This is a genomic window from Leptolyngbya sp. O-77 (assembly GCF_001548395.1).
Lineage (GTDB): Bacteria > Cyanobacteriota > Cyanobacteriia > Elainellales > Elainellaceae > Thermoleptolyngbya.
Map to the genome: position 1 here is coordinate 4,258,135 of NZ_AP017367.1, position 24,777 is coordinate 4,282,911.

Below are 24,777 nucleotides of genomic sequence, written 5' to 3' on the forward strand. Positions count from 1 at the left end.
AAGAGTATTTTTCTAAATGGCTAGAGTGCTGAAATGTTCGCTTAAGTTCTTCACTGCTTTAGTGTTCAATCCGGATAAATCTGAGAAATTTTAAGGAAGCTTCTGATTATTCAGAAGCTAATTAAGGTTTGATAGATTCCTGTCCATTGAGATGCAATCTAGTGCTTTAGCATAATAGAATTTCAAGGGCACCATCTTCTCAACTCTGTATTGAGCTTTTCCTTCTCACTGCCAAAAGCTAGCAAAGGCACGCAACCCATGTCTAGGTCAAAAGCGCTGATGCCCAAGTACTTCCAGAAGGTTTGGTACATACTAGGCGACTCCAGGAAACAACTCCCATTTCTGATCTTTGTTTTTACAGTTTCATCTTTCATGGAGACGCTAGGGATTGGCATGCTCTCTCCCTTCTTTGGCATCGTTTCAAATCCTGATTTAATCCAAGAAAATCCTATTATTCAACGGGTTAATACTCTTCTGGGTATTCAATCTAGTCAGCAATTCATTTTCTTGCTCTGCGCTCTGATTAGCATACTTTTTATTCTTAAATCTATTCTCTACTTTTTATCAAAGTTCTATATTCTTAGGTTTGGCAACTTTCAACTTGCCTCTATGATTGAGAGCCTAAACAGAGCTTATCTCTACAGTGATTACAACTACTTCCTGTCTAAAAATTCTTCCGCGCTAGTCAAAAACATTGCTTATGAAACCAAGAGCTTTCGAACTACTATCCTGATACCTTTGCTCTATGGCACCTCAAATCTTACGGTGCTGGTTTTCCTGCTAGGGCTTATGGCAGCGACTGATTTGCTGCTATTGATAGGCTTGCTGACGACCCTCCTGCCGGTAGTTTTGCTGGTTTATGTGATGAGAGGTCGTCTCCGACGATGGGGAAAGAATAGTTCAGAGTCCCTGCAAAAAATTATTGTGACGCTTAACCATGGACTGGGAGGCTTTAAGGAAACTCGCGTTATCGGCTGTGAGCCTTATTTCGAGCAAGAGATGCAGAGATACGCCCATCAATTTGCTCAATCCGAAGTTTTGGTTCATAGCTTTGATACGCTACCTCGAATCCTAATCGAGACAGTTCTGATCGTCTTTATTGTTTCCTTTATTGGTATTAGCCAACTTTTTCTATCCCGCAGTATAGGTGACTTGATTTCTAGCCTGAGTGTGTTTGCAGTGGCTTCTATTCGCCTGCTGCCTGCGCTGACTCAACTGGTTTCGGTTCTTGGAAGCCTACAAAGCTCAAAACATGCTGTTGATATCCTGTATTCAGATTTAATTACCATTGAGAAGCAGTTTGGTCGACGGCATAGTAACGCTGCGTTAAATGGTGGCAGGTTGAAATCTGAAACTCAGCCTGCAACTCTGAGCTTCAATCGACGAATTCAAATCTCCCATATCTCATACCGCTATTCTGAAAAGCTTAAACCTGCTATTGATGGAATCTCTCTGGAAATTCGGAGAGGTGAGTCTGTTGCTTTTATCGGTAAATCTGGTGCAGGCAAGACTACTCTAGTGGATATTATCCTAGGGCTACTAACGCCTCAGTGGGGTGATATTAAGGTCGATGGGGTCTCTATTTATCGCAATCTTCGAGCCTGGCAGAACTTAGTAGGTTACATTCCTCAGTCTATTTTTCTATTAGATGATACTGTTGAGCGCAATATTGCCTTTGGGGTTCCAGATGATCAGATTGACTCAAGAAGATTGCAGCAGGCGATCGCCGCTGCCCAACTCCAAGAACTAGTAGCCCAGCTTCCCCAGGGCATTCATACTCGTGTTGGAGAAAGGGGAGTGATGCTCTCAGGAGGGCAGCGCCAGCGGATTGGGATTGCCCGGGCCCTTTATCACGAGCGGGAAATTCTAGTGCTAGATGAGGCAACCTCTGCCCTCGACAACGAGACTGAAAAGAAGGTCAGCCAAGCCATTCAAGCCCTCTCTGGCAAGAAGACTATTATTCTTATCGCCCATCGACTCTCTACTGTTGAACATTGCGATCGCATCTATTTGCTAGAGAAGGGGAGAATTGTTAAATCTGGCAAGTACGCTGAAGTGGTGAAATAGGAGTCTCTCCAGCCTAAGTACTGCCGAAGGATGATGATAGCTCCAGGGACAATCTTATTTTGAGCTACGGCAAATCAGGGGCTTCAATGTGAATTAGCTTGACTCATAATGATTTGCTCCTCATCTGGGCCTCAACATGAATAGTACTTTCGCCCAAAAAACAATCTACATTTTAGTGTTTTCTAAAGCGATTCAGGGTAAGCGTTTTTCACGATTTGGCAGTAATCCAGGCGTTGGAGGCACGCAGTTTGTTTCTATTTCTCTAGCGCTGCATCTTGCGGAAGCATATCCTGACTGGCAGGTGAGGCTAGTCAGCAACTCCGAAGTTCAGCTTGAAAACGCCACACAAAATATTAAACAGGAAATATTCGACGAAGCGATTGACTTCTTCAAAGCTTTAGCACTTTTAGAAGACCACCTACAGTCTGCAATTATTCTTGCAACAGCCTCCTTCCTCAACGGCGTTGACCCTAGCCTTCTAAAGAAGTTTGAGGCGCGATTGGTCTGCTGGAGTCACCATCCTTTTGATGTCGGAGCAGCGAGTTTAGTCTTCAAGCTTACTCCCAGAGCAATTGTTTGTGTTGGCACTTATCAGTTCTACTCCAACAAACGCCTCAATGCCAGGGTTTATCAGATCCAAAATATTTTTATTGCGCCCAGATATCCAGATACAGACCGGCGAGAAACCATCGACCCAGAAAAACTCAATATTGTCTTTCTGGTTGCTCTGGTTCTTGCTAAAGGTTTTTTGGAGTTTGCTAAAGCGTGGAAAGGACTTAAAGATCGTTTTCCTATGGTGCAGCTACACGTTATGGCTCTTCCGGATCCGGGGTGAAAATCGTATAATATGATACTTTCAGTCAGGGATTGCGCCAATGGACATACATCTTGATAGATTGCTTAACTTCCCTCACGTTACGGTTGAAAGTTGCATTCAAAAAGACAATGAAGTGTACTTAAAGTTGCGCTTGCTCAATCAAGAATCTAGCTGTCCACACTGTAAGCAATCAAGTTCAGAGTTGCATCAAAACCGTCCGATTTTGATTCGAGACCTATCGATTTTTGGTCAAGTCACTTATTTGAAAATTCCTCGTCGTCAGTTTTATTGTCGTGATTGTCAACGTTATTTTACTGAGTCATTGACATTTATGGATGCAGGACGGCAGTACACTCGACGCTATGAGGAGCATATTTACCAGCAAGTACAACTGTCAAGTATGGAGCAAGTGGGTCGCGTAGAAGGGTTAAGCTTTGAGCGCATTGAAGGGATTTTCAAGCATCAGTATGCACAGAAAAAAACACGGATGGGCAGGAGTCAAACGCATTGGGATTGATGAAATCAGCAAGCGGAAAGGGCATCAAAACTTCGCCCACCGTTATCGGCGACGTTGAGACCGGGAAATTGATTGAAGTGATTGACAGCACCAACAGGAAGACATTATTGAAACCCTGAAGCAGCACCCTAAGTGCGTGCCAAATTGAAGAGGTAGCGTGGATATGTGGGGAGGATTCCCAAAGGTAGTCAAGAGGGTGTTTCCCAATGCCGTGGTAGTGATTGACCGCTTTCATGTCATGAAATTAGTCAATGAGGAGTTAAATAAAATTCGTAGACAATCGGGTGTATCAGACCGAGGTAGCAAATTCATTTTGCTCAAGCATGGCAAGGATTTAACCGCAGAAGAACAGACAAAGTTAGAAGAGATTCTGAAACGGTCAAAGCGATTAGGAAAAGCCTATGAGTGGAAAGAAGAGTTTCGCGCGATTTATGAACAACCATTAACCGTTGAGGAAGGCAAGCGTCAGATCCAAGGGTGGCTCGATAAAGCGCGAGTCGTCTATAGAGAAGCAAGCACAACGATTCGTAACCATTTAGATGGGATTAGCAACTACTTTCGGAATCGCACAACGAGTGGCGCAATGGAGGGAATCAACAACCGAATTAAATTGATTAAACGGCAAGCTTATGGCTTTGTCAATTTCAACAATTTTCGAGAAAGACTATTAGCCTGCTTCTCTGATTAAATAAAGTTATCACCGTACTGACGGGAGAACCCACGTTATTGACTCTGCCGGAACCTATGGTTTAAGGTCTGATTCTGGGCTGATCCCCACTTCTTCCGACTATGCTCAAGCCATTCTCAACTTTATTCCAGAGGAGGATATTCACCAGGGCTTAGTCATTTTCTATGGCAACTTGGGCGAAGAAAAGTTTGACATTATCCAGAAATGTGACCTAGCAATCCTGAATCCGACGGGCTATACCGAAGCGTTTCCCGCATCTCCACTGGAGTGCATGGCGTGTGGTGTGCCTGTAATTGCCTCCGATGACCACGGTATGTCAGATTGCATGAGGTTTTTCCCAGAACTGGTGCTGCGGAGTCCGCAGGATATCGTTCATCGGGTCGAATGGCTGGTTGCGGATCCGCTCCGCTATCTTGAAATCCAGCACCGAGCTATTGCCATAGCCCAGTGGTTCCATCTCCAGCGTGCGGTCATTCTCACGCGCTGGATTAGGCTGCTGGAGGCAATCTTGGACTCAACGGATACAAAACTAGACCTTGCTCCCATGCTGCCCTTTTATGGGTCAAGACGGAAGCTGATGATTCGTCGGGATATCCGCCCCCGTCTATCAGTGGCTAAGCGCTTGATTCTATCACCGTTAAAGGCGTTGGGCGTCAGGAAATAGCTGACTCGACATGAAGTTTTCATCCAGTTAAAGCTTTTATTGGTTTCTGCGTAGTTTCAACGGATTTGCGGCTCGGGGGCTGAATGTTGATATAAAGCTGCTGGATAGCCATGCAAGGGCTTGGTTTCTAAATTGGGAAGTGGTTTTAGCGATATTTTACCTGTCAACCTCAGCCGAGTAGAGAGGATCATGGGGAATCAAGAGCGAATTCGAGTGTTTATTGGCTCAGGTGAAGCTAGCCTGTTAGAGCGGAAGGTTTCTATCTATTCCCTGCGAAAAACGACTCAGCGAGCATTAGATATCTACGTCTTCAACGGCACCCACAATTCCATTGAGCTAAACGATGAAGAACCATTTTTAGCGCCCCTCTCTCTCAAGCTTAAGTATCGGAATACGACCGAATTTAGCCTATATCGCTACCTGATTCCCCAGATTTGTAACTACCAGGGCAAGGCCATCTATATTGACTCTGACACGATTTGTTTGGCCGACATTGGGGAGCTGTTCGATACTCCGCTGGGAGAGTATAACTTCTTGACAAAAGCCGATTCCTACAGCCATTTGGGTGAAAGCCTGTGGGGATTGAGCGTTATGCTAATTAACTGTGAAACGGCTCGCTTTGACCTGGAGTGCTACTATCAGGAAATCGAGCAAGGATTGTATACCGAAAGGGATTTATCTCAAATGAGTCCTGCCTTTTTGCAGCATCATCCCTTCAAGATTGGCAAGCTCGATCCAGCGTGGAATTCGTTTGATTACTACGATCGCACGACTAAGTTAATTCACTACACCGACCTCTATCGGCAGCCTTGGAAAGCCCCCGATCATCCCTACGGTGAGCTGTGGTTTCGCCATTTTCGAGAGGCGATCGCCGCTGGTTTCATCACCGACCAAGATATCGAACTCAGTCTGGTTCGCTCCTACGTGCGGCGCGATATTCTCCAGGGCAATTCGCCGCCCCCCCAGTGCAAAGCAGCCCTAAAGCGAGTTTTTAGCTTTACAAAAGCCTCCATGCAAAACCTGCTAAAGGTGCAGCCTGCCTAGAGTCTTATTCATTCCCCTCAAGTTAGGACGGTATCATGATCTCGACTGTGGCTATCCCTGTTCATCAGATGGCTGAGCTTCTCAAGTTAGAAGCCAGCGCCATTCATCAAGCGGCTGAGCGGCTAGATTTCGCTCAAATCGAGCAATCCCTAACGCTGTTGCAGGAATGCAAAGGCAAAGTGGTTTTGTCCGGTGTGGGCAAATCCGGCATTGTCGCCCAAAAGATTGCTGCGACGCTCATGAGCATCGGCACGGTCGCCTTTTTCCTGCATCCTTGCGAAGCTCTACACGGAGATCTGGGGGCAGTTACGCCGGAGGATGTCGTTATCCTTCTAAGCAACAGCGGTGAGACAGAAGAGCTAGTTCAGATGCTGCCTCACCTAAAGCACCGCCGCGTCCCTATCATGGCTCTGGTGGGCAATTTGGCGTCTACTTTGGCGCGCCAGGCAGACGTGGTGCTGGATGCGTCAGTTGCCCGAGAGGCTTGCCCGCTGAACCTGGCCCCGACCACCAGCACGACCGTTGCCCTAGCGATTGGTGATGCCCTCGCGATGACCCTCATGCAGATGCGAGGGGTGACGGAAAAAGACTTCGCAATTAACCATCCGGCTGGTCGCTTAGGCAAGCGGCTGACCTTGCAAGTCAAAGACTTGATGTTTGAAGGTTCTAGCGAAGCCAAGCTCCTGCCTAACGCCTCTTGGATAGAGGTGGTTACCGCAATTTACCAAAGGGCGGTGCGGGGGGCAGTGTCTATCGTAGATACAGAGAACCGACTGGTAGGACTGGTGACGGATGGAGACTTGCGGCGCTGGATGCAGCGGACAGAGCCGACCGCCTTGGCAAGCCTAACGGCGGAAACCATCATGACCAAGCAGCCTGTGGCGATCGCCCCTGATGCCCTGGCCTATGATGCCCTGAGGCTGATGGAAGATCGTCCCTCGCAGATTTCAGTGCTGCCTGTAGTTAATGACCAAGTGTATTGCTTAGGGCTGCTGCGCCTCCACGACCTGCTTCGCAGTGGTCTGTAGGGTGGCTTATAAACAAGTTGTTCCTCTAAAAGGAAATTCAATGAGCATTTTAGCTGTTATCCCTGCCCGATACGATTCTCAGCGCTTTCCAGGGAAGCCTCTGGTGAAGATTGGCGATCGCCCTATGGTGCAGTGTGTCTATGAAGCTGCGATGAGCTGTCCTGCCTTTGCCAAGGTGGTGGTGGCAACCGATAGTGAGCTAGTGGCGGACTGCGTGCGCCAGTTTGGAGGGGCAGTGGAAATGACGCGATCGGATCATGCAACGGGAACTGATCGAGTAGCGGAAGTGGCGGAACGCTATCCTGAGATGACGGCGATCGCCAACGTGCAAGGAGATCAGCCGTTTGTCACGGGTCAAATGCTAACTCAACTGGTCGCACCTTACCTCAATGGCGAATCCCCTGCCATGACGACATTAGCCTGCCCCCTTGACATGGAAAAGGGATACACCGATCCCAATTCGGTAAAGGTACTTTGCGATCGCCACAGCAATGCAATTTACTTCTCGCGATCGCCCATCCCTTACTTTCGGAATCCTGGCAGCGTCCCAGTTTTTCATCATTTAGGACTGTATGCCTTTAGCCAGGAGTTTTTATCTAAATATGCTCACCTAACGCCAACGCCGCTTGAGCAGTGTGAGGGATTGGAGCAACTTAGGGTTTTAGAACATGGGTTCTCAATTCGAGTCTGTCTTACGGAAAAATCAGTCCTTGAAATTAACACACCCGAAGACCTAATTCAGGCTCAGCAGTTAATTAAAGGCGCAGCCACGGTGAATCATGCTTAGACCGAAAGAGTTGTTCCTGTATGGGCGGCCTGCGAAGTTATCTGAGTTCAAATTTGATGAATCAGGTAAGGATTCAATCATTGCCTGCCCGAATCCGCCCAAGGAGGCGGTAGCGGCGGGCCGGGCGATCGCCGTTCCTGCCGGGGAGTTTAGTGTTGATCGGGTAATCAAGCAACTTCCACCGGGCTATCAGCCGGATATCGTGCATATCTCTGCCCGCAACTTGAACTTCAAGCCCATGGGGCTGCATCGGTTCGGCTGCCCTACGGTCATGAAACTAGGTGATACGTTTCACTGGGGAGATGGCACCCTCAGCGGCATGGTTCAGTACTGCCGCCAGCTTCAGTGCGACTATCACTGGGTCTATCAGGGGGTGCAACACCTCCATTTTTTTGCAGAAGCAGGTCTGAAAAATGTCTTTTGGCTACCGGGAACAATGGTCATTGATCCCTATATGCCATTGCCATCAGACACCAAGCTCTACGATGTTGTCTTCCGGGGTTCTAGGTCAGAGTTTCACGTTCAGCGGAGCCGCTTGATTGGTGTTTTAGAACAGTCTGGGGTAGCAATTGATGTTGCCAGCAAGCCCTACCGAGCAAGTCTAGATGACTATCCCAAAGCGAAGATTGTCCTTAACTGTAGTCTTAATGGCGATCTCAATCGTCGCGTGTTTGAAGTGTTGATGGCCGGTGGATTTCTCCTGAGCGATCGCCTCAGTCCTCAGGCTGGTCTTTCTCAGCTATTTCAGGAGGGAACCCATCTCGAGTGCTATGGTGATGAACAAGAATTGCTCGATAAGATTTCCTACTACTTGAGCCATCCAGAAGAAGCTGCTCAGATTGCGGCAGCCGGGCAGCAGCGCTTGCTAGAGTGTTTTAGCCAGGCTGATATCAAGCAAAAATTCTATCGCTACGTCCTCAACCACGAACCATCCCCGCCCTTCACGCTACACCACGATCCGCGTGCCGCCGTTGCTCCCTGCCGAGATCTTGATTTCCTCTATAGCCGCATCAAACTTTATGAAATTGTGCAAGAATTGCACCGAATCAATCCCAAAATTAGCCTGATTTATTGGCAGGGCAAGTGTAAAGAGTTATTAGCAGATCTGGCTGACTTGCCCCGATTAGAAATTACCTACGCTGGTGACGCGCTGAGTGAAGTAAAGGATTACTGTGCCCGAGTGGGAGTGGCGAATCAAATTTGCTTTCAGCACTACTCCTCTAGAGATCAGATAGAGCAGGCTATCTACCAAGTTGTGATCATCGATCCGCCGAATGATGATGTAGGACTATCGCGCTGGGTCGAAGAGGCGGTGGCCTTAACCGCTGAATCTGGGTTGCTCTTGATTGCTCATCAACCCATGCCTGGACTCCGTCGCAAAATCGATGGTTTGCTAAGGGCGCAGGGCCTCAAGCCAGTTAGACTCGGCTTCTCTAGCCAAACTTGGGAACCACAAGAGCCGACCTATTTGGCTTATCAGAGGGGGGAGTCCCCACATGTCGCTGCATCTGCCCCACGGCTGAGCCTCCAGCCCATGTCACTCAGGGTTCATCTGATTCAGAGTGTTAAAAGCCTGCCTTGGTTTCGAGCCGGACGACGGTTGTACCTTGCCACACGAAGATAGTAATAGGGTAGACCTCACATTAGAAGCACTAGAAGCAACTGTTTCTGAAGCAAAGTTTGTTACCCCTAAATCTTTTTTAATCATTTTTGGATTTTTCACGTTCCTGCTCCTGTTCCAACTCGCTTGCCCCCTTTAGGAGAACACCCATGCCATGTATCCAGGTTGCTGACTGGTTTGCGATTGGAGACAGTCAACCATTGACGCTGATTGGCGGGCCCTGCGTGATTGAGTCTGAAGAGTTCACGCTGAAGATGGCAGAAGCGATTAAAGCAGTGTGCGATCGCCTTGGAATTCAGTTCATCTTCAAGTCTTCCTTCGACAAGGCCAACCGCACTTCCATTAGTTCATTTCGCGGCCAGTCCCTTGAGGCAGGGTTGGAAATTCTTCAGAGAGTCAAAGACAAAGTTGGAGTGCCCGTTCTGACCGACATTCATGAGAGCTATCAAGCTGCACCTGTGGCAGAAGTAGTGGACGTACTTCAAATCCCAGCGTTTCTGTGTCGGCAAACGGATCTGCTCTTAGCGGCAGCAGCCACCGGACGAGCCATCAATGTCAAAAAGGGTCAGTTTCTTGCGCCGTGGGACATGAAAAATGTAGTCCGCAAGCTTGAGGCGGGCGGGGCAACCAATCTTTTGCTCACAGAGCGCGGCACTAGCTTTGGCTACAACACGCTTGTCGTAGACTTTCGCTCGCTACCCCAGATGCGAGAGCTTGGCTACCCTGTGGTGTTTGATGCGACCCACAGCGTCCAAATGCCCGGTGGTCAGGGAGATAAGTCTGGGGGACAGCGCCAGTTTGTTCCTTACCTGGCGCGGGCCGCCGCGGCGGTGGGCATTGATGCCCTATTCATGGAAATTCATGAAGACCCAGACAACGCGCCGAGCGACGGGCCCAACATGATTCCCCTCGCAAATCTGGAGTTGACGCTGCGACAAATCCTGGCTGTACACAACAGCCTGCTGGAGGTGGCTCATGGATAGGATGAGTCCTGAGCAACTAAAGCCTTACTTATCTCGCGTTAAGCTGCTGGCGCTCGATGTCGATGGCGTGATGACCGACGGAGGCCCTCTACTACACGGACACAGGGCGAAGAACTGAAGCGTTTCAATGTCAAAGACGGCATGGGAATCAAGCTGGTCATGGAACGTGGCCTAGTAGTAGCCATCATCACCAACAGCACGTCAAATTCCGTGATCCACCGCGCTAAAAAATTGGGAATCACTCACCTGTTTATGGGTGTGGAGGACAAGCTGGCTGTTCTTCAGAACTTGTGTTCAAAATTAGAAATTTCCTTGGAGGAGGTTGCTTATGTTGGGGACGATGTAAACGACTTGGCAGTGCTCAAAGCAGTTGGGTGTCCTCTGACCGTAGCAGATGCGATCGCCCCTAATCAAGATACAGCCGTCTACATTACAGAACGTCCAGGCGGGCGAGGCGCAGTGCGGGAAATATGTGATCTCTTACTTACCAATCAGTTTTCAGCGTGACTCATTCAGTCCTGATATTATTTCCTAATGTGTCGGAGCCTATAAAATTCCTGAACGTGTTTCGGCAACATGAATACGTAATCTGAAATCGTTAATCTAAAACCTAGGATTAGGTGACCCATGGGTCAAGTTCTTAGACGACTAATCGGCTGTCAGGGCAGCATCCAACTGGTGACTGCTTTGTCAGTCATGGCCCAGCGAGAAGAAGAGCAAAAGTCTCACAACCTAAGCTATGAGAACTACTTAGCAATCTACAGCCTCTATGCACCAGGTCATCAGGCTGAAGAATTTGCCCAAGTCATTCAACGAATGGCAGAGACCATCTATACCTGGAAAAAGATTGTCTATCTTTCAGTATCAGTGATTGACGAGATTACCCAAATGCGTCGGTTGTCGTCATCTCGCAAGGTTTACCAAAAAATTTATCAGCTTGTTGACGTAGATGCTGTAGATGAGCTTTATCTGGGCACAAACTGGCAGCCCAATAATCAGTTACTCATGAACGCCTATCATCACTCCTACAAGATTTGCTACGGTGATGGTTTAGGTATTTACTATGCAGATAAGCCCAAGGACTTTAATACCCAATCGTCTATAGGAAATACCATGACTCAAAGCCTAGGTCAAAATGTTAGGGTAGCGGTTAACCTCATCAGGAGATTTATAGGACTAGGAACACCCCTATTTAGAGACCCGTTTGATTATGGATACTTCCTATTGCCTCATATCACAGACAGCACGCCCTCAATGAGATTTGCTCCATCTGAGAGGGGATATTTTTTGAGCATTCTCAATCAGTTGACCGTACTGGTTGATCAAGATTATGCAGAGTCCCTACGCAAATCTATTGCAGATTCCTCTGTTGCAGTTCTCCTCGGATCAAACTTCTCTGAATCCAAGCGGATGTCGCAAGACAGCGAGATTGCGGCTTATAAGGCGTTTCTTCGTCAAGGAGGCATTGAGGAAAAGTCAGTAATTTTAGTAAAGCCCCACCCTAGGGATGACCACCAAAAGCTAGAAAAGTTAGAGGCGGCCCTGTCAGATGTTTTTCGCCAGGTTATCATTCTCAATCAACCCGAGTTCTTTTATCTACCCTTTGAGATTTTCTTTATTAAAGTTCTTGAGCCTTGTCGGTTCGCGGGCAATGAGTTGAGAGTTTTTGCCCTCAGTTCCGCCTGCCTATCTATTAAAGTCTTGTTCGATTTGGATAGCCATATTGGGTTTGGTGAAGAGATTGTGCATACCTACTTTGATCCAGAATTCGTCGCAGGGCGTTTGCAACTTGAAGACGATTTGAGGCGCTCCCTTACAAAGATTGGCTAGAGTCGAATACCCCTAATCTATAGCTAACATGAAAGTTCTTCACATTAGTACGTCCGACCTAGATGGTGGCGCTGCCCGAGCTGCCTATCGCCTTCATAAAGGGCTGCTGAAAATTGGTGTGGAGTCTCAAATGTTAGTGCGGGCAAAACTGAGCCACGACAGAACAGTCATCGCCCACAAGCCGCTGATGGCCCAAGTGGCCTCTAAGGTGGATGGATTACCGCTGCGGCGCTACCCAACGCGCGATCGCAGTTTGTTCTCAGTACAGTGGTTTCCTGACTCGATCGTATCTAAGGTTAAGCAGATTAATCCTGATATTATTCATCTGCACTGGACCCACAATGGCTTTTTACAAATTGAGTCCCTGGCTAAATTTCAAAAGCCTTTAGTGTGGACTCTGCATGATATGTGGGCCTTTACCGGGGGATGTCACTATACTCAGGAGTGCGATCGCTATACGACGGGATGTGGCACCTGCCCTCATCTCAACAGCGAAAAGCCTAAGGATTTATCGAGCAAAGTTTGGCAGAGAAAGCTGAAATCTTGGCGAGAACTGAATATTACGCTCGTAACGCCGAGCCAGTGGATGGCAAAGTGCGTTAGCCGCAGTCCTCTGTTTGAACATTGTCAGGTAAAGGTCATTCCCAATGGATTAGATACCACTATATACAAACCCATTGATAAACTAATTGCTCGACAGATATTTAATTTGCCGCCACACAAGAAACTCGTTTTATTTGGCGCGGGCAGCACCAGTAGTGACCCTCGCAAGGGATTTCAGTTTTTGATTAAAGCACTGCAAAAGCTTGATTTAGAGCGTTGGCGAGATGAGCTAGGCCTAGTCATCTTCGGTGAGTCCCAATCTACAGCTCTGCCCGTAGAATTTGAGACCCACTATGTTGGGCGACTCAATGACGATGTTTCCTTAGCAACAGCCTATGCGGCCGCAGATGTCTTTGTCGCTCCCTCTATGCAAGATAACCTGCCAAACACAGTGTTGGAGTCCTTCGCCTGCGGTACACCCTGCGTTGCATTTGAAATTGGCGGTATGCCAGATATGATTGACTATTATCAGAATGGCTATCTAGCAAAGCCTTTTGAGCCAGAAGACTTAGCAGCAGGGATAGAGTGGGTATTAGATGGTCAAGAAAGATGGGAAAAGCTATCAGGATCTGCGCGAAGAAAAGCTGTAGAGTCCTTTAGTGAAACTCAGCAGGTGCAGGACTTGATGCGTCTGTATCCAAATTAGATTAAGAACATTTAGAAATCAACAAGTTGTGCAACCGTGAATCATTAACCTGTATCAACTGTTACTCCGAACTGTCAGCGATATGTCTAGAGCTAACATCTTCGCGCTTTTAATTACTACAGCAGTTTTCCTGAGTGGATTTGCTGACGCTTTTCGGGGATTTTCGGCTGGTTTTTTGAGCCTACAGGGATTACTAACTGTACTTGCTGCAGTTATGAGCTGGTTTCTAATAATCATCAGAGGAAAGATATCTAAGCTCGTATTGACAGCGCCATTACTTATATCGTTTATAACCCTAGGGCTTGTAAGTCTTCTCTGGAATGCGTCTACTCTCCCAGAATTTATTGCTGGTTTCCAGAACCTCTCTGTCTATGCGGCTTTCGTAGGATTTCTCGTACTTTCAACTACAGAGTGTTCTAAAAATCCTTACTTCAGAAAGAAAATTGGGAGAACACTTAGTCTAACATTTAAGCTCTCAGCTATGTTGTACGGACTGGGTTTAGTCATAGCAGGTCCAGGTGCGAGCTTATTCATGGGTGCTCGCGCTTTTGCTCTGTATATCATTCTCGGTAGTGCCTGGTTTCTAGGAGCTTGGCGCTATCGCGTCGCAGGAGGAATCTTTTGGTTTATGTTTATTCAGATAGTCCTCGCGCTGAGCTTCTCCCGAATGGCAACTGTCATCTCCATACTGCTATTTCCTCTATCGCAACTATCTTTCAAGAACTTAAAAGATTTGCTCCGAGTTTTTCTCTCTTTAGTCCTAATCTTAATACTTGCTACACTGGCATTCACTTATGTCACCCCAGTTCGCGAGCGCTTCACGAGTCAGGGGGATAACGCAGAAATTCTAGGCATTAAGGTTAATACGTCTGGACGAGCAGAGTTTTGGGAACCTGTATATGCATCAACTATGGAGTCTCCCCTGTTAGGCAAGGGCCCAGGCTCTGTAGCGGAGGTTGTGCTAGCTGTTAACGACACTACGGGTGGGCATCCTCACAATGACTACCTGAGAATTTTTCATGACTTTGGAATTATTGGCTTGCTGCTTTGGCTGATGGGATACTTTGGGCTTTTGATAAAAACCCTCCGGAGCTGGTTAGACTCTGACAAAAGGAATGATAGGAGTGCGCACATTCATCTATCGGCATTTCTTGCACTCTTGGCAGTTGCTTTAGCAATGCTAACTGATAACATAATTGTATACATATTTACTATGGTTCCTCTTGGAGTTCTTACAGGGCTCTCATTAGGATCTCAAGGCGGTCAGGGTCAGGTATCAAAACCTTCAAGAATAGAGTCTTATCAGGCTCGCCGCAAACTGTACAATATACATAACACAAGGTAAAGTTCTAAGCGTTTCAGCAGGCTGTTTTTAAGTAATCGCCATTTTCCCTGAACTCTTTTAGACCCGCATCAACATTGATTTAATAATGAATAAGACACGAAATATATCTATCTTGGTGAACAGAATAGCGCCCTACAGGCTGCCTATATATCAGGCGATAGGCGACCAATTTAACTTATTTATCAACTATGGTGGAGGAGAGAATAATCGAAGTACGTGGAAAGATCTTGAAAAGCAACTTAGAGATGTTAAAGCTAGGAAGTCCTGGGGGTGGATCTTTAGGTTCAAAGAAAAGAGAGGTGACAGCTTATATGATTACAAGTTTCTTCACATAACGCCAGGCTTTTTTATTGATTTGCTCCATCAAAGTCCGGACATCATAATTTCTCATGAATTAGGCTTCCGCACATTCATCGCCATAGTGTATGGCTTGATATATAGAAAGCCTGTTTGGGTATGGTGGGGCGGGACTCTGCATACAGAACGTTCAGCGGGGAATTTTAAGAAAATACTTAGATTATTCTTGTCTAAGTTCGTAAAGAAATGGATTAGCTACGGTCAAACCTCAACAGAATATCTACTATCTATAGGGGTGGATAGAAATAAAATTCTACAAATTCAAAACTGCGTAGATGAAAAACTCTATTCTGTAAACTGCACACCGTTAATCGATCTTAAACCTAAGCCGGTATTTCTATATGTCGGACAATTAATCTCCAGAAAAGGTGTAGACAAGTTATTAGAATCTTTAGCCCTCTTACAGGTTGAAGGGTACGATTTTTCAATCTTACTAGTTGGCGAGGGAGGAGAGAGAGAATTCCTTGAATCATTGGCCTCCAAGCTTGAACTAAGCAATGTTTTGTTTTACCCTGCACAATCACCGATGGACATGGTGAGGGTATATAAAAGTGCAGACTACTTAGTCTTTCCTACGTTAGAAGACGTTTGGGGTCTGGTTGTCAATGAAGCAATCTTATCTGGTATTAATGTTCTTTCGTCAGTCTATGCAGGGTGTTCAACGGAGCTGCTACCTCCGCAAAATATTTTTGATCCTCTAAACTCTGAAAGCTTCCTCGCTATTCTAAAGAGCGCTCTAGAAAATCGCTTGCCGAAGCCCGACTTGAGTAGAGTTATTACTAGTTCGGAAGTAGCAGGTACTCTTATTAAAGAAATTGAACAAGAACTCTTATAAAATAAGAGGTATCTAACATGAACACGTTTTCAGAAGAGCTAACGTCACCGCAAAGGTAGCACAATGATTCAGAACTACTTGAGTATATCATCCAAGCCTTATAGCTCTTCGCTGCACAAGTCTGAACTGCAGATAAATCAGAGAGTTATACTCTTTGATTTGCAATCAACGGGGCACCACGCTGCATATATTACTCATTTAGTGCGCTACTGGGATAAAAATTCCTTTCCCGGAGAGGTGAGTATTGTAGTTTCTCCTGAGTTTATCCAGCGCCATAGTGCTGTTGTGAGCCTCGTCGGGGAGTCCGATCAAGCTAAAGTCAGATTCATCCCTATTTCCGACCAAGAATTTGAGCAAATTCAGCAAACTGCTCGCCGCTGGGGGAAGGCAGGGGTATATCTTCAAGAGTGGAGGCTACTCTGCCGCTATGCCCGCTTGTTACAGGCAACTCACTGTCTGGCAATGTACCTAGACACCTGTGAACTGCCGTTGGTGCTTGGTTTCAAGCCTCCTTGCCGACTATCCGGTATTTATTTCCGTCCTACGTTTCATTATGGTGATTTCTCCTCCGAGCCTCATTCCATAAGCCGTGATTTACAAATTAAGCGAGAGAAGCTATTCGTCCATAGAACTTTAAGAAATCCCAGTTTTCAGATTCTCTTCTGCCTTGATCCACTGGTAGAGAAAACCCTAAGGCAGAAGTATCCTGACTCCAACCTCGTTACCTTGCCTGATCCCGTAGATCTTTCTACTCAAGTCAATTTTGATTTAGCTGCTTTGCGAAAAGAGCATAGTATTGAACCAGGCAGACAAGTTTTCCTTCTGTTTGGCTCTATAGATGCCCGAAAAGGTGTTTATCAGGTCTTGCAATCATTACTGTATTTACATAAGAAGGTGAGCCAAAAAATTTGTCTCCTTATCGTTGGGAGTGTAAAACTGGAAGAAAAATCCTCAATCCAGTCGAGTATTGAAGCGACGCTGCGACACTCCTCTGCTCAAATCATTACCCATTTTGAGTTTGTGTCTGATGAGTCAGTGCATCACTATTTTCAATTAGCAGATGTCGTATTAGCGCCCTATCAGCGACACGTAGGTATGAGCGGTATTCTGCTTCTCGCAGCCGCAGCACGAAAACCTGTTTTAAGCTCGAATTATGGGTTGATGGGTGAACTAGTCCGCCGCTATGAATTGGGGCTAATTGTCGATTCTACACAGCCTAAAGAAATAGCCCTTGGCATAGCTCAGATGTTAGTTGAAAGCCAATCCTTCTGTAACTTAGACAAGATGAAGAGATTTGCAGAAGAAAACTCGGCAGAAAACTTTGCTAGAACTATATTTTTCCATCTCATGAATCTAGGTTCCCACAACTAGCCGACGGATCATGCAAGGCTAGCGGATCTTATGGCTCTATATATTGAAGATGTTTCTCTGATTGAGAAACATGGAAAAAGAAGCGCGGAGATTGTATCCCGCTACAATCCGGCAAGCGCGGCTTATGTCTATCTCAAGGCGATTGATTTTGCTGCATCTAGGATCAAGTTTAAGTCCTAGGCGCTCTAGGTTGAAAGACTTCGGATAATCGAAAAAGTTAGATGACTTGATACCAGGTCATCATGCACTAGGTGGGATACCCAGTAACTCCATGAAAATCTTACTCGCTCACAATTATTATCAGCAAAAGGGCGGAGAGGATGGTGTCTTTCACGCAGAAGTTAAATTGCTGGAGTCTAGAGGGCATGATGTCTATCAATACACGGTGCATAATGATTGCATTGAAGGAATGCGCTCTATCGATGTAGCGCGGGTAACAATATGGAACTCAAAATCATATCAAGACCTGCAAAATTTAATTCGCAATAGAAACTTTCAAATTGTTCACTTTCACAATATATTTCCGCTGATATCACCAGCCGCCTATTATGCAGCTAAATCAGAAGGGTTGCCGGTAATCCAGACCTTGCATAACTATCGCTTACTCTGTCCCAATGCTGAGTTTTTTCGCGTGGGGGAGGTCTGTGAACGCTGCTTAGGGAAGGCAATTCCACTGCCTAGCGTGCAGTATGGGTGCTATCGGCATGATCGATTAGCCTCTGCCGCTGTGGTGTCTATGCTGGCTATTCACCGAGGCCTAAATACCTGGAATCGGATGGTGGATCGCTACATTGTTCTGAACTCATTTGCCCAGAAGAAATTTGTCGAGGGCGGCTTTGCTCCCGAGAAACTGGTGGTAAAGCCTAATTTTGTAGACCCCGATCCAGGTTTTGGAGCAGGAGACGGAGGATACGCTTTGTTTGTTGGTCGTCTGGCACCCGAAAAGGGGATCGGTACACTGCTCGCGGCTTGGCAGCACCTTGGGGCAGACATTCCTTTGAAAATTGCTGGAGATGGACCACTGGCCCCGCAAGTTGCGGCGGCTGCCCAACAGACTAAGGGGGTGGATCAGCTCGGGAAGATACCGATGGAGGAGGTTTACGAATTGATGGGAAAGGCGGCGTTTCTGGTATTTCCTTCTGAGTGGTATGAGGGATTGCCGCGAACGATTGTGGAGACCTTTGCCAAGGGAACGCCTGTGATTGCGTCTAAGATTGGGGCGATCGCCGAGTTGGTCGATCACGGACGCACTGGCTTGCTGTTTGAACCGGGAAATGTAGAAGACTTGGCAAATCAGGTGAGATGGGCGATCGCCCATCCTAACGAGCTAGCAAGGATGCGCCAGGAAGCTCGTGCTGAATTTGAGGCGAAGTACACCGCCGACGCAAACTATCGACAATTGATGGAAATCTATGCAATGGTGGGGGCTTCTGAACGCTGAGTTTGTGGAAGAACGACGCGCTGGACTGCCTAAGCTGAATCTTCAAAACGGAGATTTCCTGATTCGTTGAGCTTTGGGCGGATTAATTGAGTACGGCGATCGCCCCCGTCCCTCTGCATCTGTTCAGCTTTGTAACCAACACGCTATGACCCAGGCAGCTACCCTCACGCTTACGCTCCAGCCCGTTGCGGGTCGGCATGTGTTTGTTCCACCGGAGCCTGCGCTTCAGTTGCGGCGTGCGGTGCAGCCGGAGAGTGAGGTTCTGGAGCGGCGGCGTGTAGATGGCAATAGAGAGGGCGATCGCCCCCTCCTGTCTCCCCCAGTTCCCACTGTCGTTCCGCATCGACTCGGTGTGGCGGTGGGTGTGGCGATCGCCGCTACTGTAGGCACCACGCTTTACCAGAGCTATACGTCGCCGCTATACAAAAGCACGTTTGAGTTGGTTCCCGTGGCGCAGCGATCGCAGACTAGCGGCACAGCCACAGCGACGACTGAGATTCGCCCAGAGGTGGATCAAGCGACGCTGATTCAGGTGTTGCGGAGTCAGCAGGTGTTGCTGCCTGCGGTGCGCGACTTGCGGGCGTATAACATCAATCTGAGTCCAGCGGCGCTGGCGCAAAGTCTGGAAATCGTGCCGCTGGCGGATGGGCGACTGGAAGTGCGATACCGCCATCGCAGTGAGCGTGTGGCGCAGATGGTATCGCGGCAGCTTGCCCAAACCTATGTGGACTATGGCGATCGCTGTCGGCTGGATGCGTGCCATGCGCTGCAACAAGTCAGGGCAGATTTGACCGAGGCGACGGGTCAGGTGGCGCGGCTAGAGCAGGCGATCGCCCAGTTCCAGGCTCGCCCCGATGCCCAAAACCTTAGCCACCGCGCCGACACCCTGACCCGCCGCACCGCTGAATTCATGCGCTACCTGACACAGACCGAGCAAGAGCTAAAGCTGGCGCAGCAGCGATATCAGGTGATTCAGACCCAGCTTTCATTCGCCGATGCCAATCGCATCTTGCAGCAGCAGGCAGACTATCAAGCCTTGCTACAAGCCCTGCACCAGACCGAGGGGCAAATTGCAACAACGCTTACCCAGGCGCAGCCCGATGCCCAAACTTTGCAGGCACTCTATCAGCGCCACCAACTCCTCAGCGGGCAGATGAATCAGCAAGTGGCGATCGCCCTAGAGCAGTTTCTACTGGCGCAATTCCCCGAACTGGCCGCCGACCCCGAAACGCTTCCCCCCGAACTTTCGCAAATCGAACAAGCCTTTGGACTGGCACATCAGGTGAACTTACTCAGCGCTCGACAGCGGGCGATCGCCCCCATCCACCAAGCCATGCAGGCCGACAAGCTGAGGCTAGCAGAGCTACTGCAATATCAGTCTAAACTGGAAACCCAACTGGTGGTGCAGCGGCGAATCTTGCAAGAGAGCCAGCAGCAGCACGCCCGCCTCCAGCAGGAAATTTCTGAGCGTCGGATTGTGTGGCGTGTAGCAGGTGCTTAAGCGTCACTTTCGAGCTTGACTCGAAAGCATAGAGTTGAACGAGCATGACGCTGTACGCCTGCACATGGCAGCAAAGCACCAGATTTACGCACTTGCGATGAACTTGCTAGATTTTGGATGCTTTTCCTCTGGCGGTATTCCCGAGGAGTCTTCCAACTGCGTAAGCCCTATAGGTTTGGTTTTCTGGATAACCACCTAATAGCCAAAACAGGCAGTTGAGAGATACTTACATCTTGCACCAGTACATTTAGCCTACGTTTTTAGCTCAGCGAGGTGGACAAAGTGCACCGCAATACCGAGTGAATCGAGCAGGGATCGCGCTCGCTCAACTTGAAGCAGCGCTAAACAAGCTGCGACTTCCGGGAACAAGGCGTCTAATGCAGCAGTTGCAGCGACTTTCCAATCAGGGGTCGCTTTGGCGTGAGTTGCGCGGTGAACCCAATGAACCAGCACAAAGCTGAGGAAACACAACATCAACCAGCGATATACGCCCTTGAGCGTCTGCTGAGCAAAGCGATGCAACCCAAAGCGATGTTTGATGGTTTTGAAAAATCCCTCAATGCTCCATCGTCTACGCCCCCACCAAGTGATGGTGCTGCCTTTGAGGGGACGAGTCGAGAGGACAAAGCGTTTCTCCAACTGGCCGTCGCGTTTGAGGTAAAGCCAAGAAATCGTCACCGGGAAGTTCAGTCCCTCTAAGCGCACCTGTTGCCCCTTTTTTCACCAGTTTGCTCACACAGCGACCATCAGCCAGTTTGCGGTCACACCGCACCCCGACAATTACCGAGTAACGGCGCTTTCGCATCGCTTTGAGGAAGGCCACGCTGCCAAAGGCGGTGTCTGCCAGAATGACCACCCGGAAGGCGCTCGTTAACGCAGGGGGCAAGCTACCTATTAAGCGAATCGCCAACTGCACCGCAGTCCGCTGATGTTTGCCACGCCAGACCCGAAAACTCCAGGGCACTCGACACTCTCCAACCACCAGATACAGCACCACCAGATGCAATCCTCGCTTGCCTTGCAGCACACGAATCAGCGATGCAAACGCTTTGAACTTGCCGCATTTCTCCAACGTCGTCAGATCCACCACCACCTGCAACCAGGGACGGCGACCTTTGGGAGCAGACTGCAACAGTTGCTGCACGATCTGCCGTCGCACCACGCGCACGACTTGGCGGGTGGGCCAGGCATACTCGTTGAGAAATCGGCTCAACGCACTACCCGACTTAATCAAACTGTGTTGCGGCGAGGGTTGCCCTTGAGCTTCTAGGAACAACCCCAGCATCGCTTGCAGGCTGTCTCTTTGGTAGGCACTCGGCATCAGGCTGAGCAGGGTGTAGACTAACGCTTGGGCGTGTCCAAGAATGGTTTCCACTGTTCTTGTTGTTTGTGACTTCACGCCCTTTTCTCTCATTGATTGCACCCGCCGAAAAGCCGTTCATCTGTACTGGTGCAAGATGTAAGGATATTATCAATACGGATTGCATCCGCCATACAAGTGATGTAAACTTTTGAAGCTATTTAGTACCGCACTTAGCACTGCATATATGAATTAGCAGCCAGCCAGCGGGCGAGCAAACATAAGCTAAGAGCGTTAGCCATTGCTCAATGCATACTTGAGTTACTTGAGGACAAAGTTTATGACATCTGCCTTTGCCAAGCCTCCGGCGAAATGTGTATCTGCTGCGTTTAAAGATCAGGTAAAGCTGCAAGATGCTGTCCAGCGCTTGCTGAATCGGGGTGTCCCCAAAGAGCGTATTTCAATTGTGGGACGTAATTTTCAATCCGAAGCTCGAATTACTGGATTCCTAACCAAAAAGGATGTGATCCTGGATGGATTAGCCAGTGGAGCCTTCTACGGTTCGCTGTTTGGTTCTGTCTTGAGTTTGCTCACAGGTGTAGGGGTGTTGTTCATTCCCTTTCTAGGAGCAGTGGTGGCGGCTGGGCCACTCGCTGCTGCACTGCTAGGTGCAACGAGTGGCGCGTTGTATGGAGCCTTGGGAGCCGGTTTGGGGTCTGCCTTAATGTCGCTAGGGATGCCCCAAGATAAAGCTGCAATTTATCAAACGCGGGTGCAAGCGGGCGAATTTTTGCTCGTCGTAGAAGTTCCTGATGAAAAGTCTGGTGAGACTTTTTTGCTCTTGCAAAGTGCGGGAGGCGAAGAAGTGGCCATCACGGAGATGCAAATTCCACAGGAATCGGACGGAGAAATGACGGGAAGTGACCAAATTTCGCCAGAAATACGGGCAGATTTGTCAACGGAAGCTCAGCAGACTTTTTTAGAAACCTATAATCAAACGCTTAGCGAGTCCTCCGAGAAAAGTAACGCCTTGATGAAAGCTTGGGAGCGGATTAAACAGTTGTTCGAGCGGGATGATAAGGGCATTTTTTCAAAGCGCAAAGCCGACAATGATCAGAAGGACTCAGGAACGAGCTAGGGATTAAGCGGGATGAGGCTGAGACACCATTACCTAATTTAAGTTACAGAGAAAATTAGGCTGATTTTGTTACCTGTATCCCCTCATCGTATCCCCTTCATCAAAGGTGACAATGGCTACAGCCGATTTCAAGGACTACTACGAAATTCTCGGAGTTAGCAAAACTGCTACTCCAGAGGAAATCAAAAAGGCTTACCGAAAACTAGCGCGTAAGTGTCATCCTGACTTAAATCCAGACGATCCAGAGGCAGAGGCTCGCTTTAAGGAAATTAACGAAGCTCATGAGGTGCTGTCTGATCCAGAGAAGCGCCAAAAATACGACCAGTTTGGACAGTACTGGAAGCAGGCGATGGCAGGTGCGCCGCCGCCGGATGGGTCAGGTTTTGAAGAAACGGACTTTGGTCAATACGGCAGCTTTGATGATTTTATTGATGAATTGCTAGGTCGGTTTGGGCGAAGCGGTGGAACTGGGCGGCGGGTTTATACTTACCGCACCACAACGGGGCCTGAGGGATTTCGAGAGTATGTCGAGTTTGGAGATGATCCCTTTAGCCGCTTTACTGAGATGCCTGCTCAGGATACCGAAGCGGCGATCGCCCTCACTTTGTCTGAAGCGTTTCACGGCACGCAAAAGCGCTTACAAATTGGAGATGAGACGGTTACAGTGCGAATTCCGCCGGGTGCCAAGTCTGGCAGTCGCATTCGGATTAAAGGAAAGGGACAAGTCAACCCTTTTAGTCAACAGCGGGGAGATTTGTACCTAACCATTGAGCTGCTGCCTCATGCTTTCTACAAGTTTGACGGCAATAACTTGGTGTGCGAAATTCCGATTCGTGCAGACGAGGCAGTGCTGGGCGCTCAAATTGAGGTGCCTACTCCAGATAGTTCTGTGACGATGACGATTCCTCCTGGTGTAGATTCGGGTCAAACACTTAGGCTGCGGGGCAAAGGCTGGCGTGATCCGCAAGGCAATCGAACAGATTTGCTGGTTCGCTTGAAGATCGTTTCACCCAAAGATCTCAGCCCTCAGGAAAAAGAATGCTATGAAAAGTTGCGGCAGGTGAGCCACTTTAATCCTCGAAAAGCACTTGCGGAGGTGCGCCTATGACCCAGAGTTTTGGTCTATCTCGTCTGGTTTGGTCGGAGACGGGCGATCGCCTGTACAGTTTTGAGCAGGCTGCGTACTTTACACAGACTTCGATTCCACTCATTGAGAAGTGCGTGGCGCTGGGAGTTATTGAGCCTGAAGGCGATATGTTGCATCGACAAGATCTAGTGCGAATTGTAAGAGTCTTGCGACTGCGCCGTGATTTAGGACTGAATCTAGCGGGTGCAGCAATGGTGTTGGATATGGCAACTGAAATTGCTCAACTCAAGGCGCAACTGCGTGCCCTGCGTCAATAAGTTGAGTATTACAGTCAAATATAACCAAAAACATAATCAAACTATGATTTATCTTCCTGTCACTTTTACGCTGTTCTTGCTGTTCTTACTGCTATTTCCGTTTATTTGGTTTGCGATCGCCCTCGACGTAGTAGAGCTGGCAGTAGCAAAGTTAGGCTTCTCTCCTAACGTCGCATTCCTGCTATTCATCTCTGTGCTAGTGGGTAGCACAATCAATATTCCCTTATATGAACGAGTCACAACCGTCCCTGTTATTTCAGATTTTGCCAATCTCTGGACAGCGCGGTTTTGGGGTATTCCACTCAGAAGAATTGAGCAAAAGACAATTGTTGCACTCAATGTTGGAGGTGGCTTGATTCCATCTCTATTAGCGATTTATGAATTCACGCGAGCTGATCCGCTTCTGATCATGCTCGTTACAGCAATTGTGACAACTGTTAGCTACTTCTCGGCTCAGATAGTTCCTGGAATCGGCATCCAAATGAATGCTCTAGTTGCTCCGTTGACTGCTTCCCTAGCTGCAACTGCTCTTTCTCCTGCTCCTCAGCCCATTGCGTTTGCAGGAGGAGTTTTAGGAACGTTAATCGGTGCCGATTTACTACATTTGAGAGAGATAGAAAAAATGACAGCAGGAGTCTTAAGTATTGGCGGAGCAGGCGTGTTTGATGGAATCGCCCTATGTGGGTTATTTGCCCTGTTGCTTACCTGAAATCTCTACCTGAAATCTCTAGATTCATCCCCTTAGCATTTGATATTGATCGGTATTAGCCCCCCCTAGGATTGATTCCTC

24 protein-coding genes are annotated in these 24,777 nt (G+C 48.1%); 22 read left to right on the forward strand and 2 right to left on the reverse strand.

The window, feature by feature from the left end; all coding sequences use genetic code 11:
• Nucleotides 1-393 precede the first annotated feature (393 nt).
• From O77CONTIG1_RS18030 to O77CONTIG1_RS18110, 18 genes are all read left to right on the forward strand, one after another.
• Nucleotides 394-2,067 (forward strand): ABC transporter ATP-binding protein, encoded by a 1,674-nt coding sequence (locus O77CONTIG1_RS18030; protein WP_225894614.1) that lies wholly within the window; start codon nucleotides 394-396, stop codon nucleotides 2,065-2,067.
• 136 nt (nucleotides 2,068-2,203) lie between these two features.
• Complete coding sequence (locus O77CONTIG1_RS18035) at nucleotides 2,204-2,902, forward strand: hypothetical protein (protein ID WP_068513390.1); 699 nt, start codon at nucleotides 2,204-2,206, stop codon at nucleotides 2,900-2,902.
• Between the two features lie 40 nt (nucleotides 2,903-2,942).
• Complete coding sequence (locus O77CONTIG1_RS25685; protein ID WP_197673228.1) at nucleotides 2,943-3,401, forward strand: transposase family protein; 459 nt, start codon at nucleotides 2,943-2,945, stop codon at nucleotides 3,399-3,401.
• Nucleotides 3,402-3,564: 163 nt separating this feature from the next.
• Nucleotides 3,565-4,089 (forward strand): transposase, encoded by a 525-nt coding sequence (locus O77CONTIG1_RS25690; protein WP_225894799.1) that lies wholly within the window; start codon nucleotides 3,565-3,567, stop codon nucleotides 4,087-4,089.
• A gap of 172 nt (nucleotides 4,090-4,261) precedes the next feature.
• Complete coding sequence (locus O77CONTIG1_RS18045) at nucleotides 4,262-4,753, forward strand: glycosyltransferase (RefSeq protein ID WP_068513392.1); 492 nt, start codon at nucleotides 4,262-4,264, stop codon at nucleotides 4,751-4,753.
• Between the two features lie 189 nt (nucleotides 4,754-4,942).
• A complete protein-coding gene (locus tag O77CONTIG1_RS18050; protein ID WP_068513395.1) occupies nucleotides 4,943-5,797 on the forward strand; it encodes a glycosyltransferase in 855 nt (284 codons plus the stop codon).
• Nucleotides 5,798-5,832: 35 nt separating this feature from the next.
• Nucleotides 5,833-6,825, forward strand: a complete 993-nt coding sequence (locus tag O77CONTIG1_RS18055; protein WP_156435441.1) for an SIS domain-containing protein — start codon at nucleotides 5,833-5,835, stop codon at nucleotides 6,823-6,825.
• Nucleotides 6,826-6,865: 40 nt separating this feature from the next.
• Nucleotides 6,866-7,612 (forward strand): 3-deoxy-manno-octulosonate cytidylyltransferase, encoded by a 747-nt coding sequence (gene kdsB, locus O77CONTIG1_RS18060; protein WP_068513402.1) that lies wholly within the window; start codon nucleotides 6,866-6,868, stop codon nucleotides 7,610-7,612.
• On the forward strand, nucleotides 7,605-9,236 hold the full coding sequence (locus O77CONTIG1_RS18065; RefSeq protein ID WP_068513405.1) for a glycosyltransferase: 1,632 nt from the start codon (nucleotides 7,605-7,607) through the stop codon (nucleotides 9,234-9,236). Before kdsB ends, O77CONTIG1_RS18065 begins: the two co-directional genes overlap by 8 nt.
• Nucleotides 9,237-9,382: 146 nt before the next feature.
• The gene (kdsA, locus tag O77CONTIG1_RS18070; RefSeq protein ID WP_068513406.1) at nucleotides 9,383-10,216 is read left to right on the forward strand and encodes a 3-deoxy-8-phosphooctulonate synthase; all 834 of its coding nucleotides are present in this window, start codon (nucleotides 9,383-9,385) and stop codon (nucleotides 10,214-10,216) included.
• A 141-nt stretch (nucleotides 10,217-10,357) separates the two neighbouring features.
• A complete protein-coding gene (locus O77CONTIG1_RS18075) occupies nucleotides 10,358-10,723 on the forward strand; it encodes a KdsC family phosphatase (protein ID WP_286132391.1) in 366 nt (121 codons plus the stop codon).
• Nucleotides 10,724-10,843: 120 nt separating this feature from the next.
• Nucleotides 10,844-12,046 carry a polysialyltransferase family glycosyltransferase gene (locus O77CONTIG1_RS18080; protein WP_068513409.1) on the forward strand — a complete coding sequence of 401 codons (1,203 nt, stop codon included), beginning with the start codon at nucleotides 10,844-10,846 and terminating at the stop codon, nucleotides 12,044-12,046.
• 28 nt (nucleotides 12,047-12,074) lie between these two features.
• The gene (locus tag O77CONTIG1_RS18085) at nucleotides 12,075-13,295 is read left to right on the forward strand and encodes a glycosyltransferase family 4 protein (protein ID WP_068513411.1); all 1,221 of its coding nucleotides are present in this window, start codon (nucleotides 12,075-12,077) and stop codon (nucleotides 13,293-13,295) included.
• A gap of 82 nt (nucleotides 13,296-13,377) precedes the next feature.
• On the forward strand, nucleotides 13,378-14,640 hold the full coding sequence (locus O77CONTIG1_RS18090) for an O-antigen ligase family protein (RefSeq protein ID WP_156435443.1): 1,263 nt from the start codon (nucleotides 13,378-13,380) through the stop codon (nucleotides 14,638-14,640).
• Nucleotides 14,641-14,725: 85 nt separating this feature from the next.
• Complete coding sequence (locus O77CONTIG1_RS18095; RefSeq protein WP_068513416.1) at nucleotides 14,726-15,832, forward strand: glycosyltransferase; 1,107 nt, start codon at nucleotides 14,726-14,728, stop codon at nucleotides 15,830-15,832.
• A 63-nt stretch (nucleotides 15,833-15,895) separates the two neighbouring features.
• Entirely contained in the window at nucleotides 15,896-17,203 is a 1,308-nt protein-coding gene (locus O77CONTIG1_RS18100) for a glycosyltransferase (RefSeq protein WP_068513419.1), read from the forward strand.
• A gap of 271 nt (nucleotides 17,204-17,474) precedes the next feature.
• Nucleotides 17,475-18,644, forward strand: a complete 1,170-nt coding sequence (locus tag O77CONTIG1_RS18105; RefSeq protein ID WP_068513422.1) for a glycosyltransferase — start codon at nucleotides 17,475-17,477, stop codon at nucleotides 18,642-18,644.
• A gap of 145 nt (nucleotides 18,645-18,789) precedes the next feature.
• Nucleotides 18,790-20,145 (forward strand): hypothetical protein, encoded by a 1,356-nt coding sequence (locus tag O77CONTIG1_RS18110; protein WP_068513425.1) that lies wholly within the window; start codon nucleotides 18,790-18,792, stop codon nucleotides 20,143-20,145.
• 252 nt (nucleotides 20,146-20,397) lie between these two features.
• Here O77CONTIG1_RS18110 and O77CONTIG1_RS25695 read toward each other — a convergent pair whose 3' ends face one another.
• The gene (locus tag O77CONTIG1_RS25695) at nucleotides 20,398-20,823 is read right to left on the reverse strand and encodes a transposase (protein WP_225894615.1); all 426 of its coding nucleotides are present in this window, start codon (nucleotides 20,821-20,823) and stop codon (nucleotides 20,398-20,400) included.
• The gene (locus O77CONTIG1_RS25700; protein ID WP_197673231.1) at nucleotides 20,717-21,520 is read right to left on the reverse strand and encodes a transposase; all 804 of its coding nucleotides are present in this window, start codon (nucleotides 21,518-21,520) and stop codon (nucleotides 20,717-20,719) included. The genes O77CONTIG1_RS25695 and O77CONTIG1_RS25700 overlap by 107 nt, the downstream gene beginning before the upstream one ends.
• Nucleotides 21,521-21,785: 265 nt before the next feature.
• On the opposite strand from O77CONTIG1_RS25700, the gene O77CONTIG1_RS18120 reads away from it, so the two are divergent.
• The 4 genes from O77CONTIG1_RS18120 (at nucleotide 21,786) to O77CONTIG1_RS18135 (ending at nucleotide 24,696) form a co-directional block, all read left to right on the forward strand.
• On the forward strand, nucleotides 21,786-22,583 hold the full coding sequence (locus tag O77CONTIG1_RS18120) for a ChaB family protein (protein WP_068513428.1): 798 nt from the start codon (nucleotides 21,786-21,788) through the stop codon (nucleotides 22,581-22,583).
• A 112-nt stretch (nucleotides 22,584-22,695) separates the two neighbouring features.
• Nucleotides 22,696-23,691: a DnaJ C-terminal domain-containing protein gene (locus O77CONTIG1_RS18125; protein ID WP_068513431.1), complete on the forward strand. Its 996-nt coding sequence runs from the start codon at nucleotides 22,696-22,698 to the stop codon at nucleotides 23,689-23,691.
• Entirely contained in the window at nucleotides 23,688-23,987 is a 300-nt protein-coding gene (locus O77CONTIG1_RS18130) for a chaperone modulator CbpM (protein WP_068513434.1), read from the forward strand. The genes O77CONTIG1_RS18125 and O77CONTIG1_RS18130 overlap by 4 nt, the downstream gene beginning before the upstream one ends.
• A gap of 1 nt (nucleotide 23,988) precedes the next feature.
• The gene (locus tag O77CONTIG1_RS18135) at nucleotides 23,989-24,696 is read left to right on the forward strand and encodes a DUF1614 domain-containing protein (RefSeq protein WP_286132392.1); all 708 of its coding nucleotides are present in this window, start codon (nucleotides 23,989-23,991) and stop codon (nucleotides 24,694-24,696) included.
• Nucleotides 24,697-24,777: the final 81 nt, after the last annotated feature.